The 18,039-nt window shown below is 71.5% G+C and carries 18 protein-coding genes; 13 read left to right on the top strand and 5 right to left on the bottom strand.

Annotated features, from left to right (window positions below):
* Positions 1–37 precede the first annotated feature (37 nt).
* The 8 genes from atpE (at position 38) to ACPEH0_RS09025 (ending at position 6,841) form a co-directional block, all read left to right on the top strand.
* Entirely contained in the window at positions 38–271 is a 234-nt protein-coding gene (gene atpE, locus ACPEH0_RS09060; RefSeq protein WP_064001481.1) for an ATP synthase F0 subunit C, read from the top strand.
* Between the two features lie 28 nt (positions 272–299).
* Positions 300–854: a F0F1 ATP synthase subunit B gene (locus tag ACPEH0_RS09055; protein WP_366214127.1), complete on the top strand. Its 555-nt coding sequence runs from the start codon at positions 300–302 to the stop codon at positions 852–854.
* Positions 854–1,642 carry a F0F1 ATP synthase subunit delta gene (locus tag ACPEH0_RS09050; RefSeq protein ID WP_217531175.1) on the top strand — a complete coding sequence of 263 codons (789 nt, stop codon included), beginning with the start codon at positions 854–856 and terminating at the stop codon, positions 1,640–1,642. Before ACPEH0_RS09055 ends, ACPEH0_RS09050 begins: the two co-directional genes overlap by 1 nt.
* Before the next feature lie 74 nt (positions 1,643–1,716).
* On the top strand, positions 1,717–3,357 hold the full coding sequence (gene atpA / locus ACPEH0_RS09045) for a F0F1 ATP synthase subunit alpha (RefSeq protein WP_366214128.1): 1,641 nt from the start codon (positions 1,717–1,719) through the stop codon (positions 3,355–3,357).
* A gap of 23 nt (positions 3,358–3,380) precedes the next feature.
* Positions 3,381–4,277: a F0F1 ATP synthase subunit gamma gene (locus ACPEH0_RS09040; RefSeq protein ID WP_217531177.1), complete on the top strand. Its 897-nt coding sequence runs from the start codon at positions 3,381–3,383 to the stop codon at positions 4,275–4,277.
* A gap of 22 nt (positions 4,278–4,299) precedes the next feature.
* Positions 4,300–5,748: a F0F1 ATP synthase subunit beta gene (atpD, locus tag ACPEH0_RS09035; protein ID WP_217531178.1), complete on the top strand. Its 1,449-nt coding sequence runs from the start codon at positions 4,300–4,302 to the stop codon at positions 5,746–5,748.
* Position 5,749: 1 nt separating this feature from the next.
* Positions 5,750–6,010, top strand: a complete 261-nt coding sequence (locus tag ACPEH0_RS09030) for a F0F1 ATP synthase subunit epsilon (protein ID WP_064001487.1) — start codon at positions 5,750–5,752, stop codon at positions 6,008–6,010.
* A 66-nt stretch (positions 6,011–6,076) separates the two neighbouring features.
* The gene (locus ACPEH0_RS09025; RefSeq protein ID WP_366214202.1) at positions 6,077–6,841 is read left to right on the top strand and encodes a YaaA family protein; all 765 of its coding nucleotides are present in this window, start codon (positions 6,077–6,079) and stop codon (positions 6,839–6,841) included.
* Here ACPEH0_RS09025 and ACPEH0_RS09020 read toward each other — a convergent pair.
* Entirely contained in the window at positions 6,831–7,367 is a 537-nt protein-coding gene (locus ACPEH0_RS09020) for a DUF4870 domain-containing protein (protein ID WP_366214130.1), read from the bottom strand. The two genes, ACPEH0_RS09025 and ACPEH0_RS09020, sit on opposite strands and share 11 nt — an antisense overlap.
* 177 nt (positions 7,368–7,544) lie before the next feature.
* Between ACPEH0_RS09020 and ACPEH0_RS09015 the strand changes: the two genes are divergently transcribed.
* Positions 7,545–8,363, top strand: coding sequence for a PP2C family protein-serine/threonine phosphatase (locus ACPEH0_RS09015; RefSeq protein WP_064001490.1), 819 nt, complete (start codon positions 7,545–7,547; stop codon positions 8,361–8,363).
* 66 nt (positions 8,364–8,429) lie between these two features.
* Positions 8,430–11,153 carry an FtsK/SpoIIIE domain-containing protein gene (locus ACPEH0_RS09010; protein ID WP_366214134.1) on the top strand — a complete coding sequence of 908 codons (2,724 nt, stop codon included), beginning with the start codon at positions 8,430–8,432 and terminating at the stop codon, positions 11,151–11,153.
* A gap of 18 nt (positions 11,154–11,171) precedes the next feature.
* On the opposite strand, the gene ACPEH0_RS09005 is transcribed toward ACPEH0_RS09010, so the two are convergent.
* Positions 11,172–12,161, bottom strand: coding sequence for an asparaginase (locus ACPEH0_RS09005; protein ID WP_366214135.1), 990 nt, complete (start codon positions 12,159–12,161; stop codon positions 11,172–11,174).
* A 61-nt stretch (positions 12,162–12,222) separates the two neighbouring features.
* Between ACPEH0_RS09005 and ACPEH0_RS09000 the strand changes: the two genes are divergently transcribed.
* Positions 12,223–12,717 carry an OsmC family protein gene (locus ACPEH0_RS09000; protein WP_359917967.1) on the top strand — a complete coding sequence of 165 codons (495 nt, stop codon included), beginning with the start codon at positions 12,223–12,225 and terminating at the stop codon, positions 12,715–12,717.
* Here the strand turns inward: ACPEH0_RS09000 and ACPEH0_RS08995 are convergent.
* Positions 12,686–13,465, bottom strand: a complete 780-nt coding sequence (locus ACPEH0_RS08995; protein WP_217531184.1) for a lysophospholipid acyltransferase family protein — start codon at positions 13,463–13,465, stop codon at positions 12,686–12,688. The two genes, ACPEH0_RS09000 and ACPEH0_RS08995, sit on opposite strands and share 32 nt — an antisense overlap.
* Before the next feature lie 140 nt (positions 13,466–13,605).
* Between ACPEH0_RS08995 and ACPEH0_RS08990 the strand changes: the two genes are divergently transcribed.
* Entirely contained in the window at positions 13,606–14,565 is a 960-nt protein-coding gene (locus ACPEH0_RS08990) for an FKBP-type peptidyl-prolyl cis-trans isomerase (protein WP_366214137.1), read from the top strand.
* Positions 14,566–14,607: 42 nt separating this feature from the next.
* Complete coding sequence (locus ACPEH0_RS08985) at positions 14,608–15,690, top strand: 1-deoxy-D-xylulose-5-phosphate reductoisomerase (RefSeq protein WP_366214139.1); 1,083 nt, start codon at positions 14,608–14,610, stop codon at positions 15,688–15,690.
* Between the two features lie 31 nt (positions 15,691–15,721).
* On the opposite strand, the gene ACPEH0_RS08980 is transcribed toward ACPEH0_RS08985, so the two are convergent.
* Both ACPEH0_RS08980 and ACPEH0_RS08975 read right to left on the bottom strand, forming a co-directional pair.
* Positions 15,722–17,296 carry a Mur ligase family protein gene (locus ACPEH0_RS08980; RefSeq protein WP_366214141.1) on the bottom strand — a complete coding sequence of 525 codons (1,575 nt, stop codon included), beginning with the start codon at positions 17,294–17,296 and terminating at the stop codon, positions 15,722–15,724.
* A gap of 40 nt (positions 17,297–17,336) precedes the next feature.
* Positions 17,337–18,014, bottom strand: coding sequence for a YcnI family protein (locus ACPEH0_RS08975; RefSeq protein WP_366214142.1), 678 nt, complete (start codon positions 18,012–18,014; stop codon positions 17,337–17,339).
* Between the last annotated feature and the right edge of the window lie 25 nt (positions 18,015–18,039).

Here is an 18,039-nt window from a genome sequence, read left to right as displayed (position 1 = left end):
CGCACGCCGAACCATCCAACCGAAAGGAAACACCTCCGTGGACGCAACTACGGTTCTCGCCGCCCTCGAGGGCAACGTCGCGACGATGGGCTACGGCCTCGCCGCCATCGGTCCCGCCATCGGCGTGGGTATCGTCGTCGGCAAGACGATCGAGGGCGTGGCCCGTCAGCCCGAGCTGGCCGGTCGCCTGCAGGTCCTGATGTTCATCGGTATCGCCTTCACCGAGGCGCTCGCCTTCATCGGCATCGCGACCTACTTCATCTTCGTCTGATCCCCGAACAGATTCCTAAGGAGACAGGATGCTGAATGCTCTTGTCGCGTACGCCGCAGAAGAGGGCGAGGCGCACAACCCGCTTTTCCCCGCCGCGTACGACATCATCTGGTCGGGCGTCTGCTTCGTCGTGATCCTGTTCGTCTTCTGGCGGGTCGCCCTGCCGAAGATGCAGGTTCTGCTCGACCAGCGCGCTGCCGCCATCGAAGGCAACATCGCGAAGGCCGACGAGGCGCAGCGCAAGGCGGAAGCCGCCCTCGAGGAGTACACGGCCCAGCTGGCCGAGGCTCGCAAGGAGGCCGGTGAGATCCGTGAGGCCGCTCGTGAGGACGGCAAGAAGATCGTCACCGAGGCCAAGGACACCGCCGCCGCCGAGGCTGCGCGCCTGACCGCCGCCGCGCACTCCCAGATCGAGGCCGAGCGCCAGAGCGCGCTCGTCTCGCTCCGCAGCGAGGTGGGCACCCTCGCCCTCGACCTCGCCGGTGGCGTGATCGGTGAGACCCTGTCGGACGACGCCAAGGCCCAGGCCGTGGTCGACCGCTTCCTCGCCGACCTCGAGGCATCCGAGAAGGCGGCCAAGTAATGGGCAGCGCGACCACTCAGGCCCTTGCGGCGACGACGTCGGCCCTGCAGGCCGCGCCGGGCGTCGACCTCGACGTCGCCCGCGAGCTCTTCGCCGCGGTCCGCGTCCTGGCCGGCTCGTCGCAGCTGAGCGGCGCGCTCTCCGACGCGTCGGCGCCCGTGGAGGGACGCCGGAAGGTCGTCGCGAGCGTGTTCGGCACGTTCGCGCCGGCCACGGTCGCCGTCCTCGACGCGGCTGTCCGCGAGCGGTGGTCTTCGGCCGCCGATCTGCTGACCGGCATCGAGGAGGCGGGCATCCGCGCCGCCGCCATCGCCGCACCGCAGGCCGACATCGAGGCCGAGCTGTTCTCGGTGGCCCGGACGATCGCGGCCAACCCCGAGCTCGAACTCGCGCTCGGCAGCCGTCTCGGTGAGGCATCCGCCAAGGGCGCCCTCATCGAGACGCTGCTCGCCGGTCGTGCCGCCGAGCCGACGGTGATCATCGTCGCCTCGCTGGCGCAGCTCCCACGGGAGCGGCGCTTCCGCTCCATGCTCGGCTGGGCGCTGCGCGTCGTCGCCGACCAGCGCGGGCGGGTGGTGGCGACAGTGTTCGCGGCCTCCGAACTCACGCAGGCGCAGACCGAGCGTCTGCAGCAGACCCTCGCTGCGCGCTACGGCACCGAGGTCTCGCTCAACGTCGTCATCGACCCCGAGGTCGTCGGCGGCGTGCGCATCGAGATCGGCGACGACGTGATCGACGCCACCGTCTCGTCCCGACTGGGCGAGCTCCGCCAGCGTCTGGCGGGCTGACTCTTCCCGCTCCACCGAGGAGCGGACCCGGCAGGCCAGGTGCCCGCCACAAGACCTCACTAAGAAGGAAGACCATGGCAGAACTGTCCATCAGCCCCGACGTCATCCGTGACGCGCTGAAAGACTTCGTCGCCGCCTACGAGCCCACCGGGGCTGCGGCGACCGAGGTCGGCACCGTCGTCGACGCCGCGGACGGCATCGCCCACGTCGAGGGCCTGCCCGGCGTGATGGCGAACGAGCTCGTCCGTTTCGGCAACGGCGTCGAGGGTCTCGCGCAGAACCTCGACGAGCACGAGATCGGCATCGTCGTCCTCGGCGACTTCGCCGGCATCGAGGCCGGCCAGAAGGTCACCCGCACCGGCGAGGTCCTCTCGGTCGGTGTCGGCGAGGGCTACCTCGGCCGCGTCGTCGACCCGCTCGGCAACCCGATCGACGGCCTCGGCGAGATCGCCACGACCGGCCGCCGTGCGCTCGAGCTCCAGGCTCCGGGCGTCATGCAGCGCAAGTCGGTCCACGAGCCCATGCAGACCGGCATCAAGGCCATCGACGCCATGATCCCCGTCGGCCGCGGCCAGCGTCAGCTGATCATCGGCGACCGCCAGACCGGCAAGACCGCGATCGCGATCGACACGATCATCAACCAGAAGGCCAACTGGGAGTCGGGTGACGTCAGCAAGCAGGTCCGCTGCATCTACGTCGCGATCGGCCAGAAGGGCTCGACCATCGCCTCGGTGAAGGGCGCGCTCGAGGACGCCGGTGCCATGGAGTACACGACGATCGTCGCGGCCCCGGCATCCGACCCCGCCGGCTTCAAGTACCTCGCTCCCTACACCGGCTCGGCCATCGGACAGCACTGGATGTACGAGGGCAAGCACGTCCTCATCATCTTCGACGACCTGTCGAAGCAGGCCGAGGCCTACCGCGCCGTGTCGCTGCTGCTGCGCCGTCCGCCGGGCCGTGAGGCCTACCCGGGCGACGTCTTCTACCTGCACTCGCGTCTGCTCGAGCGTTGCGCCAAGCTCTCCGACGAGCTGGGCGCCGGCTCGATGACGGGTCTCCCGATCATCGAGACGAAGGCCAACGACGTCTCGGCGTACATCCCGACCAACGTGATCTCGATCACCGACGGCCAGATCTTCCTGCAGTCCGACCTGTTCAACGCCAACCAGCGTCCCGCGGTCGACGTGGGTATCTCGGTCTCGCGCGTCGGCGGTGACGCTCAGGTCAAGTCGATCAAGAAGGTCTCGGGAACGCTCAAGCTCGAGCTCGCCCAGTACCGCTCGCTCGAGGCGTTCGCGATGTTCGCCTCCGACCTCGACGCCGCATCGCGTCGTCAGCTCGCCCGTGGTGCGCGCCTGACCGAGCTGCTCAAGCAGCCGCAGTACTCGCCGTACCCCGTCGAGGAGCAGGTCGTCTCGATCTGGGCCGGCACCAACGGCAAGCTCGACACGATCGAGGTGGAGGACGTGCTCCGCTTCGAGCGTGAGCTGCTCGATCACCTCAAGCGGAACACGTCGATCCTCGACACGCTGCGCGAGACGAACGTCCTCGGTGACGACACCGTCGCGGAGCTCGACAAGGCGGTCGACGCCTTCGTCCTCGAGTTCCAGGGCGGCAAGGGTCAGGCACTCGGCGCGCCGGGTCACGAAGAGGTCGCCGCTGCGGACGCCGACGACGTGAACCAGGAGAAGATCGTCAAGGGCCGCCGCGGCTGACGCCGACGGGAGACTCATAACCAATGGGCGCACAACTCAGGGTCTACAAGCAGAAGATCTCTTCTGCTCAGACGACCAAGAAGATCACGAAGGCGATGGAACTCATCGCGGCTTCGCGCATCCAGAAGGCGATGGCACGCGTCCGCGCGTCCAACCCCTTCGCGCGAGCCGTGACGCGTGCCGTCTCCGCCGTGGCGACGCACTCGAACGTGCAGCACCCGCTGACCACCGAACGCGAGGACATCCGGCGCTCCGCCGTCGTCGTCTTCGGCTCGGACCGCGGTCTCGCCGGCGCGTTCAACTCGCAGGTGATCCGCGAGGCGCTGCAGCTCGGTGAGCTGCTGCGCAGCGAGGGTCGCGAGCCGGTGTTCTACCTCATCGGTCGCAAGCCCGTCGGGTTCTTCCAGTTCCGTCGCATCGCGACGGCGGGGGAGTGGATCGGTGACACCGACACCCCCGCCTTCTCGACGGCGGAGGAGATCGCGGCCGCGCTGATCGAGGCGTACGAGAAGGGCGGCGCGGACGGCGGCGTGGACGAGATCAACCTCGTCTACAACCGGTTCGTCAGCATGATGACGCAGACGCCCGAGACCGTCCGCCTGCTCCCGCTCGAGGTCGTCGAGGCGGAGGACGAGGCTTCCAGCCAGGTCTACCCGCTCTACGAGTTCGAACCGGATGCCGAGACGGTGCTCGACGCGCTGCTGCCGGTGTACGTGCAGAGCCGCGTGTTCAACGCGCTCCTGCAGTCGTCCGCCGCCAAGCAGGCCGCCACGCAGAAGGCGATGAAGTCCGCCAGCGACAACGCCGACAAGCTCATCACCGACTACACCCGCCTGCGCAACAACGCGCGTCAGGCGGAGATCACGCAGCAGATCGCCGAGATCGTCGGCGGCGCCGACGCGCTGGCGTCGGGCAAATAGACCACACGAAAGAAGAGAAGCCATGAGCCTCACCGCTGAGAAGACGGAGACCCCCGTCGTCGGTCGCGTCGCGCGCGTCACCGGCCCGGTCGTCGACATCGAGTTCCCGCACGACTCGATCCCCGAGGTCTACAACGCCCTCAAGACCACCATCACGATCGACGGCGAGTCGACCGAGATCACGCTCGAGGTCGCGCAGCACCTCGGCGACGACCTCGTCCGTGCCATCTCGCTGAAGCCCACCGACGGCATGGTCCGCGGCCAGGAGGTGCGCGACACCGGTGGCCCCATCACGGTCCCCGTCGGCGACGTCACCAAGGGCAAGGTCTTCAACGTCACGGGCGACGTCCTCAACGCCGCTCCGGGCGAGACCATCGAGGTCACCGAGCGCTGGGGCATCCACCGCTCGGCACCGAACTTCGACCAGCTCGAGTCCAAGACCGAGATGTTCGAGACCGGCATCAAGAGCATCGACCTGCTCACCCCGTACGTCCAGGGTGGAAAGATCGGTCTCTTCGGCGGTGCCGGCGTCGGCAAGACCGTCCTCATCCAGGAGATGATCCAGCGCGTCGCGCAGGACCACGGTGGTGTGTCGGTGTTCGCCGGTGTCGGTGAGCGCACCCGTGAGGGCAACGACCTCATCGGTGAGATGGAGGAGGCGGGCGTCTTCGACAAGACCGCCCTCGTCTTCGGCCAGATGGACGAGCCGCCGGGGACGCGTCTGCGCGTCGCCCTGTCGGCGCTGACGATGGCGGAGTACTTCCGCGACGTGCAGAAGCAGGACGTGCTCCTGTTCATCGACAACATCTTCCGCTTCACGCAGGCCGGTTCCGAGGTCTCCACGCTGCTGGGCCGCATGCCCTCCGCCGTGGGTTACCAGCCGAACCTCGCCGACGAGATGGGTGTCCTCCAGGAGCGAATCACCTCGACCCGCGGTCACTCGATCACCTCGCTGCAGGCGATCTACGTCCCCGCCGACGACTACACCGACCCGGCTCCGGCGACGACCTTCGCGCACCTCGACGCGACGACCGAGCTCTCGCGTGAGATCGCCTCGAAGGGTCTGTACCCGGCGATCGACCCGCTGACCTCGACCAGCCGCATCCTGGACCCGCGGTACATCGGTGAGGACCACTACCGCGTCGCCACCGCCGTGAAGCAGATCCTGCAGAAGAACAAGGAACTGCAGGAGATCATCGCGATCCTCGGTGTCGACGAGCTCTCCGAAGAGGACAAGATCGTCGTGTCTCGTGCACGCCGCATCCAGCAGTTCCTCTCGCAGAACACCTACATGGCGAAGAAGTTCACCGGTGTCGAGGGCTCCACGGTCCCGATCAAGGAGACCATCGAGTCGTTCGACGCGATCGTCAAGGGCGACTTCGACCACGTGGCCGAGCAGGCCTTCTTCAACGTCGGTGGCATCTCCGACGTCGAGGAGAAGTGGGCGCAGATCCAGAAGGAGAACGGCTGACATGGCGCTGACCGTCACCCTCGTCTCCGCTGAGGCGGAGGTCTGGCACGGCGAGGCGAGCCTCGTCGTGGCCAAGACGGTCGAGGGCGAGATCGGCTTCATGTCCGGTCACGAGCCCGTCCTCGCCATCCTCGCGGAGGGTGAAGTCCGGATCACGCAGTCGAACGGCGAGAAGATCGTCGCGACGGCGGAGGACGGCTTCCTCTCGATGGAGAACGACGAGCTCACCATCGTGGCCGGGAACGCAGCCCTGCAGTCCTGACACCCTTTCCGCGCAGCGCCGTCCGGTTCGCCGGGCGGCGCTGTGCTTTTCCCCGGAGGTGCCGCCGTGCTCATCCTGCTGCCCCCGTCCGAGACCAAGCGCCCCGGCGGCGACGGCCCGCGCTGGCGTCCGGACGCGCTCGCCTATCCGACGCTCTCGACGCAGCGCGAGCAGGTGATCGACGCGCTCGTCGCGCTCAGCGACGACGAGGAGGCCGCGGCCCGCGTGCTCAAGCTCTCCGCCCGGCAACGCGGCGAGGTCGCCGTCAACGCCGCGCTCCGCGGCTCCCCGACGATGCCCGCCGTCGACCGCTACACCGGGGTCCTCTTCGACGCCCTCGGCGCCGCGACACTCGACGACCCGTCGCGTGCCTGGCTGGCGGGCCACGTCGCGATCCACTCCGCCCCGTTCGGCGTGGTCGGGGCGCTGGATCCGATCCCGGCGTACCGTCTGGGAGCCGGCATCCGCGTCCCCGGAGTCCCGCCGATGCGGGCAGTGTGGGCGGATGCCGTCGGTGCCGCGATCGCGGCATCCTCACCCTCGTTCGTCCTCGACCTGCGTTCGGAGGCGTACGTCACCCTGGGGCCCGTGCCCGCCGGGATCCCGCAGGCGTACGTGCGGGTCGTGTCGGAGGGGCCGGACGGCGCCGTCCGGGCCCTGAACCACTTCAACAAGCACGCCAAAGGGGAGCTCGTCCGCCGCCTCGCGACCTCACGGCCGGACGTCTCCGGACCCGACGCTCTCATGCGATGGGCGCAGGACGAAGAGATCGTCCTGCGCCCATCGGCGTCCGGCGAGCTGGAGCTCGTCGTGCCGCCTCCTACGAGATGAAGCGGAAGGTCACCGGGTAGCGGTAGCTGCCCCCGGCGTTCACCCGAACCGCGCCGAGGATCGAGAAGATGATGTTCGCGACCCACACGGCGAACGGGAGCAACCCCCCGATGAAGCCGAGGAACGGGATGATGGCCAGGATGCCCGCAACGATGTAGGCGACGATCATGGCGATCGTGAAGGTGATCTGCCAGTTCAGCGCCTCCTTTCCCTCGACGTTCGTGCGGGGACCGCGGTCCTTGAACACGAGCCAGATGATGAGGGCGGGCAGGAAGCCGACGATGCCGCCGAGGTGCGCGAACATCGCCCACTGCTTGTCCTGATCGGGGGTGAGGGCGGCGCCCGGTTGCGGCTGCCCGTAACCCGGCTGCCCGTAGCCCGGCTGGCCGTAGGGCTGCTGGGTGTGGGGCTGCTGGGGCGGCGGCGGAGCGTAAGCGCCCGGGTTCTGTCCCGGCGGAGGGGTCGGCGCGCCTGCGGGAGGAGGAGACGCGGGGCCGTCCTGCGGCGGCGTGTTCGGGTCGGTCATCGGTATGCCCTTCTGTCGGCGTCGCCGCGGCGCGCGGCGTTCAGCGCGCGTGCGCTGCCACACACGAAAGGTAGTGCCGGGAACGGGTCGGGGGCAACGCCCCGCGCCGCAGGATGACGAGGAGGACGTCCACTAGAGTGTGAGGACGCTGCACCGATCAGGAAGAAGGGTGGGAGCGTGCCCGAAGCCGTCACCTCGTCCCGCGTCGTCCCCTCCGGCGCAGGCCCCATCGAGGTGCGCTGGGCCGAGGTCACCCACCAGGGCCGCCGCCGCGAGAACAACCAGGATGCCGTGCTGTCGGCGTTCCCGCTCTTCGTCGTCGCCGACGGGATGGGCGGCCACATCGGGGGAGAGATCGCCAGCTCGCGCACGGTGGAGCGCCTCTCGGCCGCCGTCGACCGCGGCACGGTCTCGCCGGAGGCGATCGAGGACGCCCTCGAGCACGCGGTGGCCGACATCGCCTCGCACGCCGAGACGACCGACGACGGTACCGGCACGACGGTGACGGGTGTCTACCTCGACCTCACCGGCGCCGAGCCGACCTGGGTGACCCTCAACATCGGCGACTCCCGGGTGTACCTGCTCCGCGACGGCGCGCTCGCGCAGGTGACGACCGACCACTCCGTCGTCCAGGAGCTGATCGCCGCAGGCCGTCTCAGCCCGGAGGAGGCCGAGAATCACCCTTACGGCAACGTCATCACCCGGGCCGTCGGTCCGAGCGACGGGGTGGTGCCCGACTACGTGCGACTGGAGGTCGTCGACGGCGACCGCTTCGTGGTGTGCAGCGACGGACTCACGAAAGAGCTCACCGACTACGGCATCTTGCACTTCCTCCTGCAGAACCAGGACCCGGCTGCCGCGGTCGACGCGATGCTCGAGGCGGCGCTGGAGAACGGCGGCCGCGACAACGTGTCCATCATCGTCGTGAGCGCGCGGCACGTCCCGGCCGACGAGGACACCGCCACGGTCGAGATCTCCTCACCAGTGCGCCCCTGACGCGGATCGTCCACAGGACGTCCGTGCACCGGCCGCCGGACCGGGCCCTCCGCGCACAGTGGAGCGGTGTCCACCTACGCACCCGATGACCCCCTCGCGCTTCCCCGCCGGGCCGAGCCGGCACCGCGCCCGCCCCTCCCGCTCCTGACCGTCGTCGTACCGGTCGTCGGTGCGGGCGTGCTGTGGATGGTGACGGGGTCGGCCTACGCTCTGCTGTTCGCCGCCCTCGGCCCGCTCATCGCGATCGCCTCGGTCGCCGACGCGGCGCGCACCTCGAAACGGACCGCGAAGAAGGATGCCGCGGCGCTCCGCCGCCGGCTGGCGCAGGCGGAGGTCGACGTGGCGAAACGCCACGACGACGAGCGCGCCCAGCGTTGGGCGACGCATCCCGACGTCCCGCGCTTCCTCGCCCGCCCGGAATCGATCTGGCGCGTCGTCCCCGAACGCGAGTCCATGCTCGTCGTCGGTTCGGGAGTGGACGCGAGTGCCCTGCGGACGACGGGCGGTGACGGGGACGACGCGTCGGCGGAGCTCCGCCGGCGCGCGGCGCGGGTGGACGACGTGCCCGTCCTCGTGCCGCTCACGACGGGTGTCGCCGTGGTGGGGCCGCCGGCGCTGGCCGCCGCGGTCGCGCGCGCGCTCGCGTTGCAGGTGCTCCTGTGCCTCTCGCCCGGGCGCGTGCGTCTGAGCGACGCCGGTCCGTCATGGGCGGATGCCGCGCCCCACCGCGCCGCCGCGGTCGGGCCGCTCCTGCAGGTGCTCGAAAACGGCGGGCTCGTCGGCGGCGACGTCGACATCCCCATCGTCGTCGTGCCCGACGGCGCGCCGCCGCCGCCGCGGTGCGGGGCGGTCCTGCGGCTGACCGGGCCGACCCGGGCGCGGCTCGATCTCGACGGCCGGTCCCGTGACGTGACCGTGGACGTGCTCTCGGCGGCGCAGGCGGCGCACCTGGCCGGCCTCCTCGCCGAGCGGGCGGAGCGCGCGCTCGGGCAGACCGCGGGGGACGTCCTGACCCTGCGCGAGACGCTGCGGCACGTTCCGCCCGCCCGGCGCGGCGCACTGCCGGCGGCGTTCGGAAGCGCGGGCGGAGCGGCGGCGCCCGTCGACCTCGTGGCCGACGGCCCGCACGCGGTGGTCATCGGGATGACCGGGGCGGGCAAGAGCGAGCTGCTCACGTCGTGGGTCGTCTCGCTGTGCGCGGCGCACACGCCGTCGCAGGTGGGACTGCTGCTCGTGGACTTCAAGGGAGGCCGCACCTTCGATCATCTGGCACCTCTGCCGCACGTGACCGGTGTCCTCACCGATCTCGACGAGGCCACGACGCTGCGCGCCATCGAGAGCCTTCGCGCCGAGGTCCGCTTCCGGGAGCGCACCCTCGCGTCCCTCGGGGCGCGCGACGTCGACGAAGCGGGCGAAGGGCTCGGACGGCTCGTCATCGTGGTCGACGAGTACGCGGCGCTCGTGGCGGCGCACCCCCTGCTGCATGACGTGTTCGGTGATCTCGCCGCACGCGGGCGGGCCCTTGGCATCCACCTCGTCCTCGCGGCGCAGCGCGCGAACGGCGTCTTCCGCGACGCCGTGCTCGCCAACGCCCCGCTCCGCATCGCGCTGCGGGTCGGCGATGCGACCGACTCCCGTGCGGTTCTGGGCGTCGACGACGCCGCGCGGCTCTCGGGACGAGCGGATGCCCGCGGCACGGCGCTCGTGCGACGATCCGGCGACACGTCGCCGCAGCCGGTGCGGGTGGCACTGTGCGATGCGACGGTGATCGCCGAGGCGGCGGCGAGGTACGAGGGCGAGGGCGCGCGACGTCCATGGTTGCCGGCTCTTCCTGAGCGCATCCCGCTCGCCTCGGTCCGGCAGGCGGGCGTCGTCGTGCTCGGAACCGCCGACGAGCCCGAGCACCAGCGCCAGCGCGCCGTGGTCTGGGACGAGCCGGCGCTCGCGGTGGTCGGCGGCCCGCGGAGCGGGAGGACGGGGGTGCTCCGCGCGATCGCGGCGCAGACGGAGACGCTCCCGGTGCCGGGGGATCCCGAGGGGGCGTGGGACGCACTGACGACCCTCGAGCACGTGCCCGCCGGTAGCACGGTGCTCGTCGACGACCTCGACGCCATGCTCGCCGCCCTGCCGGGGGAGTACGGCGCCGTCGCTGCCGAGTCGCTCGAGCAGGCCCTGCGCGGCGCGCGCACCCGCGGCATCCGGATCGCCCTCACGACGCAGCGCGTCGGCGGCGGCGTCGGCCGGATCCTCGAGCTCGTGCCGCGGCGTCTCGTCCTCGGGACGGCCACGCGTGCCGACCACGTCGCCGCCGGCGGCGACGCGAGCGATCACCTGCCGGATCTGCCGCCGGGACGCGGACGGCTCGGGCGGACGCTCGTCCAGGTCGCCGACGCCGGCGCCCAGGACCTCTCCGTCGTCAGCCATCCGCCGCCCGTCTGGCAGCCCGGACGCCGGCCCGCGGCGGTCGTCGCGCCCGCCGGCGCGCGTCTGCGACGGCTCACGGCGGAGTGGGAACGCTGGGGCATCCCGGTGACACCCGTCGACCCGCAGGCGTCCCTGACGCGCGGCGGGGTCGTGATCGGGCCGCCCGACGCCTGGCTCGCCCAGTGGCGGCTGCTCGCCGACGCGCGCGCGGACGCGGACCTCGTCATCGACGCCGCGTGCGCGGCGGAGTACCGCGCTCTCGTCGGGTCCCGCGACCTGCCGCCGTTCGTCGTCCCCGGTGCGGGTCGCGGCTGGTGCCACGTGCCCGATCGCCCGGTGCGGCGCGTCCTGATGGAGCGCGACTGAGAGTCAGGGCTGCCGGGATCAGACGGTGGGACGGATGACGCCGACGTCCCTGCCGCCGCCGGTCACCGTCAGCGGCAGGTCGGCGAGGGTGCGCGCCACATCCGCCGCCTGCAGGGCGCCGGCGCGGACGAGCAGCGTGAGCGCCGTCACGGCGCCCGCCCGGGTGCTGCCGTCGAGCATCTTCAGCACGGCGGTCGTGCCGTTCGGGGCGATCATGGCCATGACGCCCTCGGCGCCGTGCTTGGCGAACACGCCGAGGCGCTCCGTCACGATCGAGTCGGGCTGACCGGGGCCCTGCACCACCCACGGGTTCTCCCGGACGGCGCGGACCAGGGTGCCCGCGCTCCGGTGCAGCGCGAACGGCGACTTCTCGGACGAGGCGCCGATGCGGTGGAAGGCCCGGGCGAGGGCGGCGAGACTCATCGCGTGCACCGGGGCGCCGCATCCGTCCGTCGCTGTCGCCGTGATCTTCGTCCCGGTCAGGCGCTCGATGACCTCACGGGTGTGGATCTGCAGCGGATGCTGCGGGTCGAGGTAGGTCGTCGTGTCCCACCCGTTCGCCTGACAGGCCAGCAGCATCGCCGCGTGCTTGCCCGAGCAGTTCATCCGCACGCGCTGCGGCCCGATCAGCTCGCGGGTCATCTCGTCGCGCGCGGCCGGGTCGCCCGGCCACGCGGGCGGGCACTGCAGCGCATCCTCACCGAGACCGGCGGCGGTGAGGATGTCGGTGACGAGGGCCACGTGCCGGTCCGTGCCGGAGTGGCTGGCGGTCGCGACGGCGAGGTGCGGGCCCTCGAGGGTCGCCCCGGCCGACACGCTCGCGAGCGCCTGCATCGGCTTCAGGGTCGAGCGGGGCAGGATCGGCGCCTCCACGGCGCCCAGCGCCGAGACGACCCCGCCCTCGGGGTCGAGCACGATCGCCGAGCCCGCGTGACGGGACTCGATGAAACCGCTGCGTTCGACGACGGCGAGTTCGACGGCATCCGTCACGGCGAAGGTCTCAGGCACCCGTCAAGCCTACCCAGGGCCCTCCCGCGCCCACCCCGGCTGCGCGTGCGAGACTGGCCGCGTGCACGACGAACACCACTATCGCGTGAAGACCCTCTGGACGGGCGACCGGGGGAGCGGAACAAGCGGGTACCGCGACTACGACCGCGCCGTCACCGTGCAGGTCGAGGGCAAGCCCGACCTGCTCGCCTCGGCCGACAAGCCGTTCCGCGGCGACCCGACGCGCTGGAACCCCGAGGATCTGCTGCTCGCCGCCCTCTCGGAGTGCCACCTGCTGTCGTACCTGCACGCCTGCGTCACGGTGGGTGTCGTCGTGACCTCCTACGAGGACGACGCGACGGGGACGATGACGCTCGACGGCAGAGGAGGCGGCTCATTCCGCGAGGTCACCCTGCACCCGCGGGTGACGGTGGCGGATGCCGCGATGGTCCCCGCGGCGGAGGCCGCCCACCGGCAGGCGCGCGAGTGGTGCTTCATCGCGAACTCGGTGAACTTCCCCGTGCACCACGAGGCCGTCGTGACCGTCAGCGACGTTCGTGCGGCAGGACCTGCTTGAGGCGCTCGACCGGATTCTGCGCGGGCACCTCGTTGTACGAGCCGGCGAGCTCCTGACCCGAGAGCGCGTGGATCGCCGACATGATGTGGTCGGTGGCCTGGCGGCGGGCACGGCCCGACGACGCCGGACCGTGATGGGACAAATCCATCGGCTCGCCGTAGCGGATCGTCACCCGCGGCGACATGCGCGGCCACTTCGCGCCCACGGGCATCGCGTCGTTCGTGCCGACGATCCCCACCGGCACGACCTTCGCGCCGGTCTCCAGCGCGAGGAAGGCGACACCGGTGCGGCCCTTGTAGAGGCGTCCGTCGAGCGAGCGCGTGCCCTCGGGGTACAGCGCGATGGCCTTGCCGGACTCGAGGATGCGGCGCTGCTGGTCGAGGGCGTCGAGCGCGGCCTGGCCCGCCCCGCGCTGCACGGGGGTGGCGCCGAGGGCGCGGAAGAACCGGTTGCTGAACCAGCCCTTGATCCCCGACCCGTCGAAGTAGCTGGACTTGGCCAGGAAGTAGACGGGCCGCGGTGCGAACAGCGGCAGCACGAACGAGTCGATGAAGCTCAGGTGATTGCTCGCGAGGATGATGGGGCCCGACCGCGGGATGTTGCCCACGCCCTCGATGCGGGGGCGGTAGATCAGCCGTGCCAACGGGCCGAAGCCCCAGCGCACGAGGTAGTAGAGGCCACCGGCACGCGCGAGTTCGTCGTCGGATGACCCGGCGGAGTTCTCGGGGGGAATCGGCGCTTCGGTCACCTGAAGAGGGTACTGCCAAACCCATGCGGGCCAGGACATGCCCCGGTGCACCGCGGCGCTCGGAACACCGACTCACACCCCGGACAAAAGAAGGTGGGGGAGGATGGAGGCACTCCCCGTTTCTCTGTGAGGTCTACTCCGTGCGTCTTCGTCCCTTCGCCGCCCTGTCCGCCGTCGCCGTGACCGCGCTTCTGCTGACCGGATGCGGCTCCTCCGACACCGCCGCCCCGACGCCCACCGGCTCGGCGGCCGCAGATCTCTGTGACACTGCCGCGAAGCCGGGCGAGGCATCCGATTCCGTCAAGGTCGACGGCACCGTCGGCTCGCCCTCCACCGCGACCTTCTCGACGCCGCTCGAGCCGAAGGAACTGCAGGTCACGGTGCTCGACGAGGGCGACGGCCCCGCCGTCGAGGCCGGCGAGTTCGTGTCGTACGCGATGACCGCGTACAGCGCCGAGGACGGCAAGGAGCTCGCCACGATCGGGTACGAGCCCGGCCAGTTCCTGCCCTCGCAGCTCTCGCCCGACACGGTTCTCGGTCAGGTCTTCGGATGCGGGCACGTCGGCAAGCGCGTCGTCGCCGCGTTCCCCGCCAGTGACACGGCGCAGGCCGAGGTCTACGTCCTCGACCTGCTCGGTACGGTGCCCACCGCGGCCTGGGGTGAGCCGCAGGCCGCCCCCGCCGGCCTCCCGACGGTCGAGCTCGCCGAGAACGGCGCGCCGAAGATCACGATCCCCGAGGGCGAGGAGCCCCCGACCCAGACCGAGGTCACGACCATGAAGAAGGGCGACGGCTACACGGTCCAGAAGGGCGACTACGCCCTCATCCAGTACACCGGCGTCCGGTGGTCGAACGGCGAGACCTTCGACTCCACGTGGGACAAGGGATCGCCCATCGCCTACCCGACGACGAACTACGTCCAGGGCTTCCAGAAGGCGCTCGAGGGCCAGACCGTCGGGTCGCAGGTCCTCGTCGTGATCCCGCCCGCCGAAGGCTACGGCGAGGGCAAGATCAACGAGGCCGACCTGAAGGGCGAGACGATCGTCTTCGTCGTCGACATCCTCGGCGCGCAGACACCGGCGGCGGCTCCCGCGCAGTGACGGCGGCCCGGCCGAGCCGGTCCCCGCGGGTAGGGTGAGCGCATGCGACGCATCCTGATCCTCGGTTCGACGGGCTCGATCGGGACGCAGGCGCTCGACGTCATCCGCGCGAACCGCGACCGCTTCGAGGTCGTCGGTCTCGCGGCGGGGCGGGATGCCGAGGGCCTTCGTCGTCAGGCGGAGGAGTTCGGCGTGGCCGCCACGGCGCTCGGGGCCGGCGACGCCGAACGTCTCGTCCGCAGCGTCGAGGCCGACGTCGTCGTCAACGGGATCACCGGATCGGTCGGGCTCGGGCCGACGCTCGCGGTCCTCGAGACGGGCGCGGCGCTCGCGCTCGCCAACAAGGAGTCGCTCATCGTCGGCGGCGAGCTCGTCACGCGGCGGGCGGCCCCCGGCCAGATCGTCCCGGTCGACTCGGAGCACTCCGCGATCGCGCAGTGCCTGCGCTCGGGCGAGGCGGGCGAGGTACGCCGCCTCGTCCTGACCGCCAGCGGCGGCCCCTTCCGCGGGCGGACCCGCGAGGAGCTGCGGGAGGTGACACCCCGTGAGGCGCTCGCGCACCCCACCTGGGACATGGGTCGCGTCGTCACGACGAACTCGGCCACCCTCGTGAACAAGGGCCTCGAGGTCATCGAGGCGCACCTGCTGTTCGATGTCCCCTACGACCGCATCGACGTGACGGTCCACCCGCAGTCGATCGTGCACTCGATGGTCGAGTTCGTCGACGGGTCGACGATCGCGCAGGCGTCGCCGCCCGACATGCGGCTGCCGATCTCCCTCGCCCTCGACCACCCGCGCCGCGTCGCGGGGGTGGGTGCCGCGCTCGACTGGACGACGGCGTCGACGTGGACGTTCGAGCCGCTCGACACGGCGGCCTTCCCGAGCGTCTCGCTCGCGAAGCAGGTCGGCGTCGCCGGCTCCACCTATCCCGCCGTGTTCAACGCCGCCAACGAGCAGGCCGTCGAGGCGTTCCACGACGGCGCGCTGCCGTTCCTGGGCATCGTCGACACGATCGCGCGCGTCGTCGACGCCCATGAACCGCCAGCGGAGCTGACGCGCGAGAGCCTCGCTGACGCCGAGCGCTGGGCGCGAACCACCGCGGACCGGCTCATCGCCGCCGGCTGAGGCTCCCTGAAGTCCCGACCCTTCCCGAACGTCAGGCGGGAACCGGCCATCCCGCGCGCCGCAGGGCGTCCGTCGCGGCGCCCTCGGCGTCGAACGGCGTGCGGACTCCGTGGATCTCGCGGTAGTGCTGGTGGCCCGGTCCCGCCCACAGGATGGCGTCGCCTTCGCCGACCAGCGAGACCGCCGTCGCGATGGCCTCCTCGGGCGGGGTGACCTCGTGGATGACGGCGTCCGGTCGCGCCGCGCGCGCCCCGTCGACGAGCGCACGCCGGATGACTGCGGGATCCTCCGAGCGGGGATGCTGGTCGGTCACGACGAGCACGTCGCTCCCGAGCGCCGCGACGGCGCCCATGTCGGCGCGCTTGGTGGTGTCGCGGTCGCCGTTGGCCCCGCACACCATGACGACCCGCCCGGGGGTGACCCGACGGACCGCGTCGAGGGTCTTCGCGAAGGCGTCGGGGGAGTGGCCGAAGTCCAGGTAGAGCGCCGGGCCGTCGGCGCCCGAGATCCGCTGGATGCGGCCGGGCAGGCGCGCGTCGATGGCGCGCTCGCCGATGAGGGCGGTCAGCGTCTCCCACTCCCAGCCCGCCTCGAGCAGCATGACGATCGCGAGGCCTGCGTTGGACGCCATGTGCGGACCGATCACCGGCACCGTCGTGGTGACCGAGCCCGCCGGGCCCGACAGCGTGAAGGTCGTGCCCTCGGGCGTCTCGGCGACGAGGTCGACGCGCCAGTCGGCGGCCGCCGTCGGGTCCTCCGCGATGGCGGCGGTCAGCACCGTCGTCACCGGGATGCCGGAACGCTCGGCGATCGCCTGTCCCGCCGGCTGGTCCACGCAGACCACCGCGCGGCGCGCGCGCTCGGGGGTGAACAGGGCCGCCTTGGCGGCGAGGTACTCGGTCATGTCGGCGTAGTCGTCGAGGTGATCGTGCGACAGGTTCGTGAACCCGGCGACGTCGAAGACGAGACCGTCGACGCGGTGCCGGGTGAGCGCCTGCGCGCTGACCTCGACCAGGATCGCCTGGACGTCCTTCTCGCGCATGAGTGCGATCAGGGCGTGCATCTCGGATGCCTCGGGGGTCGTCAGCCGTGAGGGGATGACTTCGCCCGCGATGTGGCGCTCCGCCGTCGACGACAGACCCGTCGTGACGCCGAGACCGTGCAGCATCCCCTCCATGAGGTGGGTGACGCTCGTCTTGCCGTTCGTCCCGGTGACGGCCAGGAGCGGCGGGAGGTCGGCATCCGCTCCCGTCCCGTAGACGAGTGCGGAGAGTCCGCCCAGGCGCGCCCGGGGGTCGTCGACGACGAGGACCGGGACGCTGACGCCCGCCAGGAGCGCCGCACCGTCGGCATCCGTCACCACGGCGACGGCGCCCTTCTCGATCGCGTCGGGAGCGAACTCCGCCCCGTGGCGATGCGCGCCGCGGACGGCGACGAACAGCTCGCCCGCGCGCAGATCGGCGGTCGCGAGGGTCACACCGTGGACGGACACCCCCGCGAGGTCGCCCGACGCCGTCGCGCCGAGGTGGGCGGCGACGTCCTGCAGTGGCACGGCACGGGGCTGCGACGGCCGGAGGACGGGGGGAGGCGCGGAGGGGTTCTGCATGGTCCCTCCATCATCGCACCCGGCCTCCGGCCGGCCCGGGTCAGACCCGACGTCGGTTCAGCAGAGCGACGACGAGCGCCGCCGCACCGAGCACGAGTGCGCCGCCCCCGAGCCAGGTCGCGACCGGGGCGCTCGCCGCGGCCTCCGCCTCGGGAGCAGCCTCGGCCGCGCCGTGGTCATCGCCGTGCTCGGAGGTGCCCGTGGCCGACGCCGCAGCGACGGTCACGACCGGCGCGGGGGATTCGAGCTCCTCCGGGTCCTGACCGTCCTCGGCCACCTGCGTCCAGGCCGTCTCGCCGACCTCGCACCGCTGCGTCACGGGGAACGCGATGTCGGTGTCGCCGACGTCCGAGGAGAAGAGCGCGTCGAAGGATGCCGAAGCGGCGAGGCCGTCCTCGATCGGGGTGAGCGCGGTGTACGTCACCTGCGTCGGCGTGCCGTCGTCGCCGAGGACGCGGCTGATCTTCCACACGCCGTCGACGACGGGGGTGACGTTGGCCACCCCCTCGGGGACGTCGAAGACGAGGGCCGTCGTGGGGGAGCCGTCGCAGCCGTGGCTGAACGAGAAGTCCAGGCGCGACGTGGCGCCGGCGGCGGCACCGTCGGCGTGGACGTGGACGTGGGCGGATGCCGCCAGGGGGGTGGCGAGGACGAGGGCGCCGCCGAGGGCGATGCCGGTGAGGGTGAGCGCCGAACGGCGCGGGGAACGCGTGGTCATGAGTCGATGTCTCCCGAAGGGGTGT

The organism is Microbacterium sp. NPDC079356 (assembly GCF_049545465.1).
GTDB classification, from domain to species: domain Bacteria; phylum Actinomycetota; class Actinomycetes; order Actinomycetales; family Microbacteriaceae; genus Microbacterium; species Microbacterium gawkjiense.
This window is presented reverse-complemented; position numbering and strand designations above follow the sequence as displayed.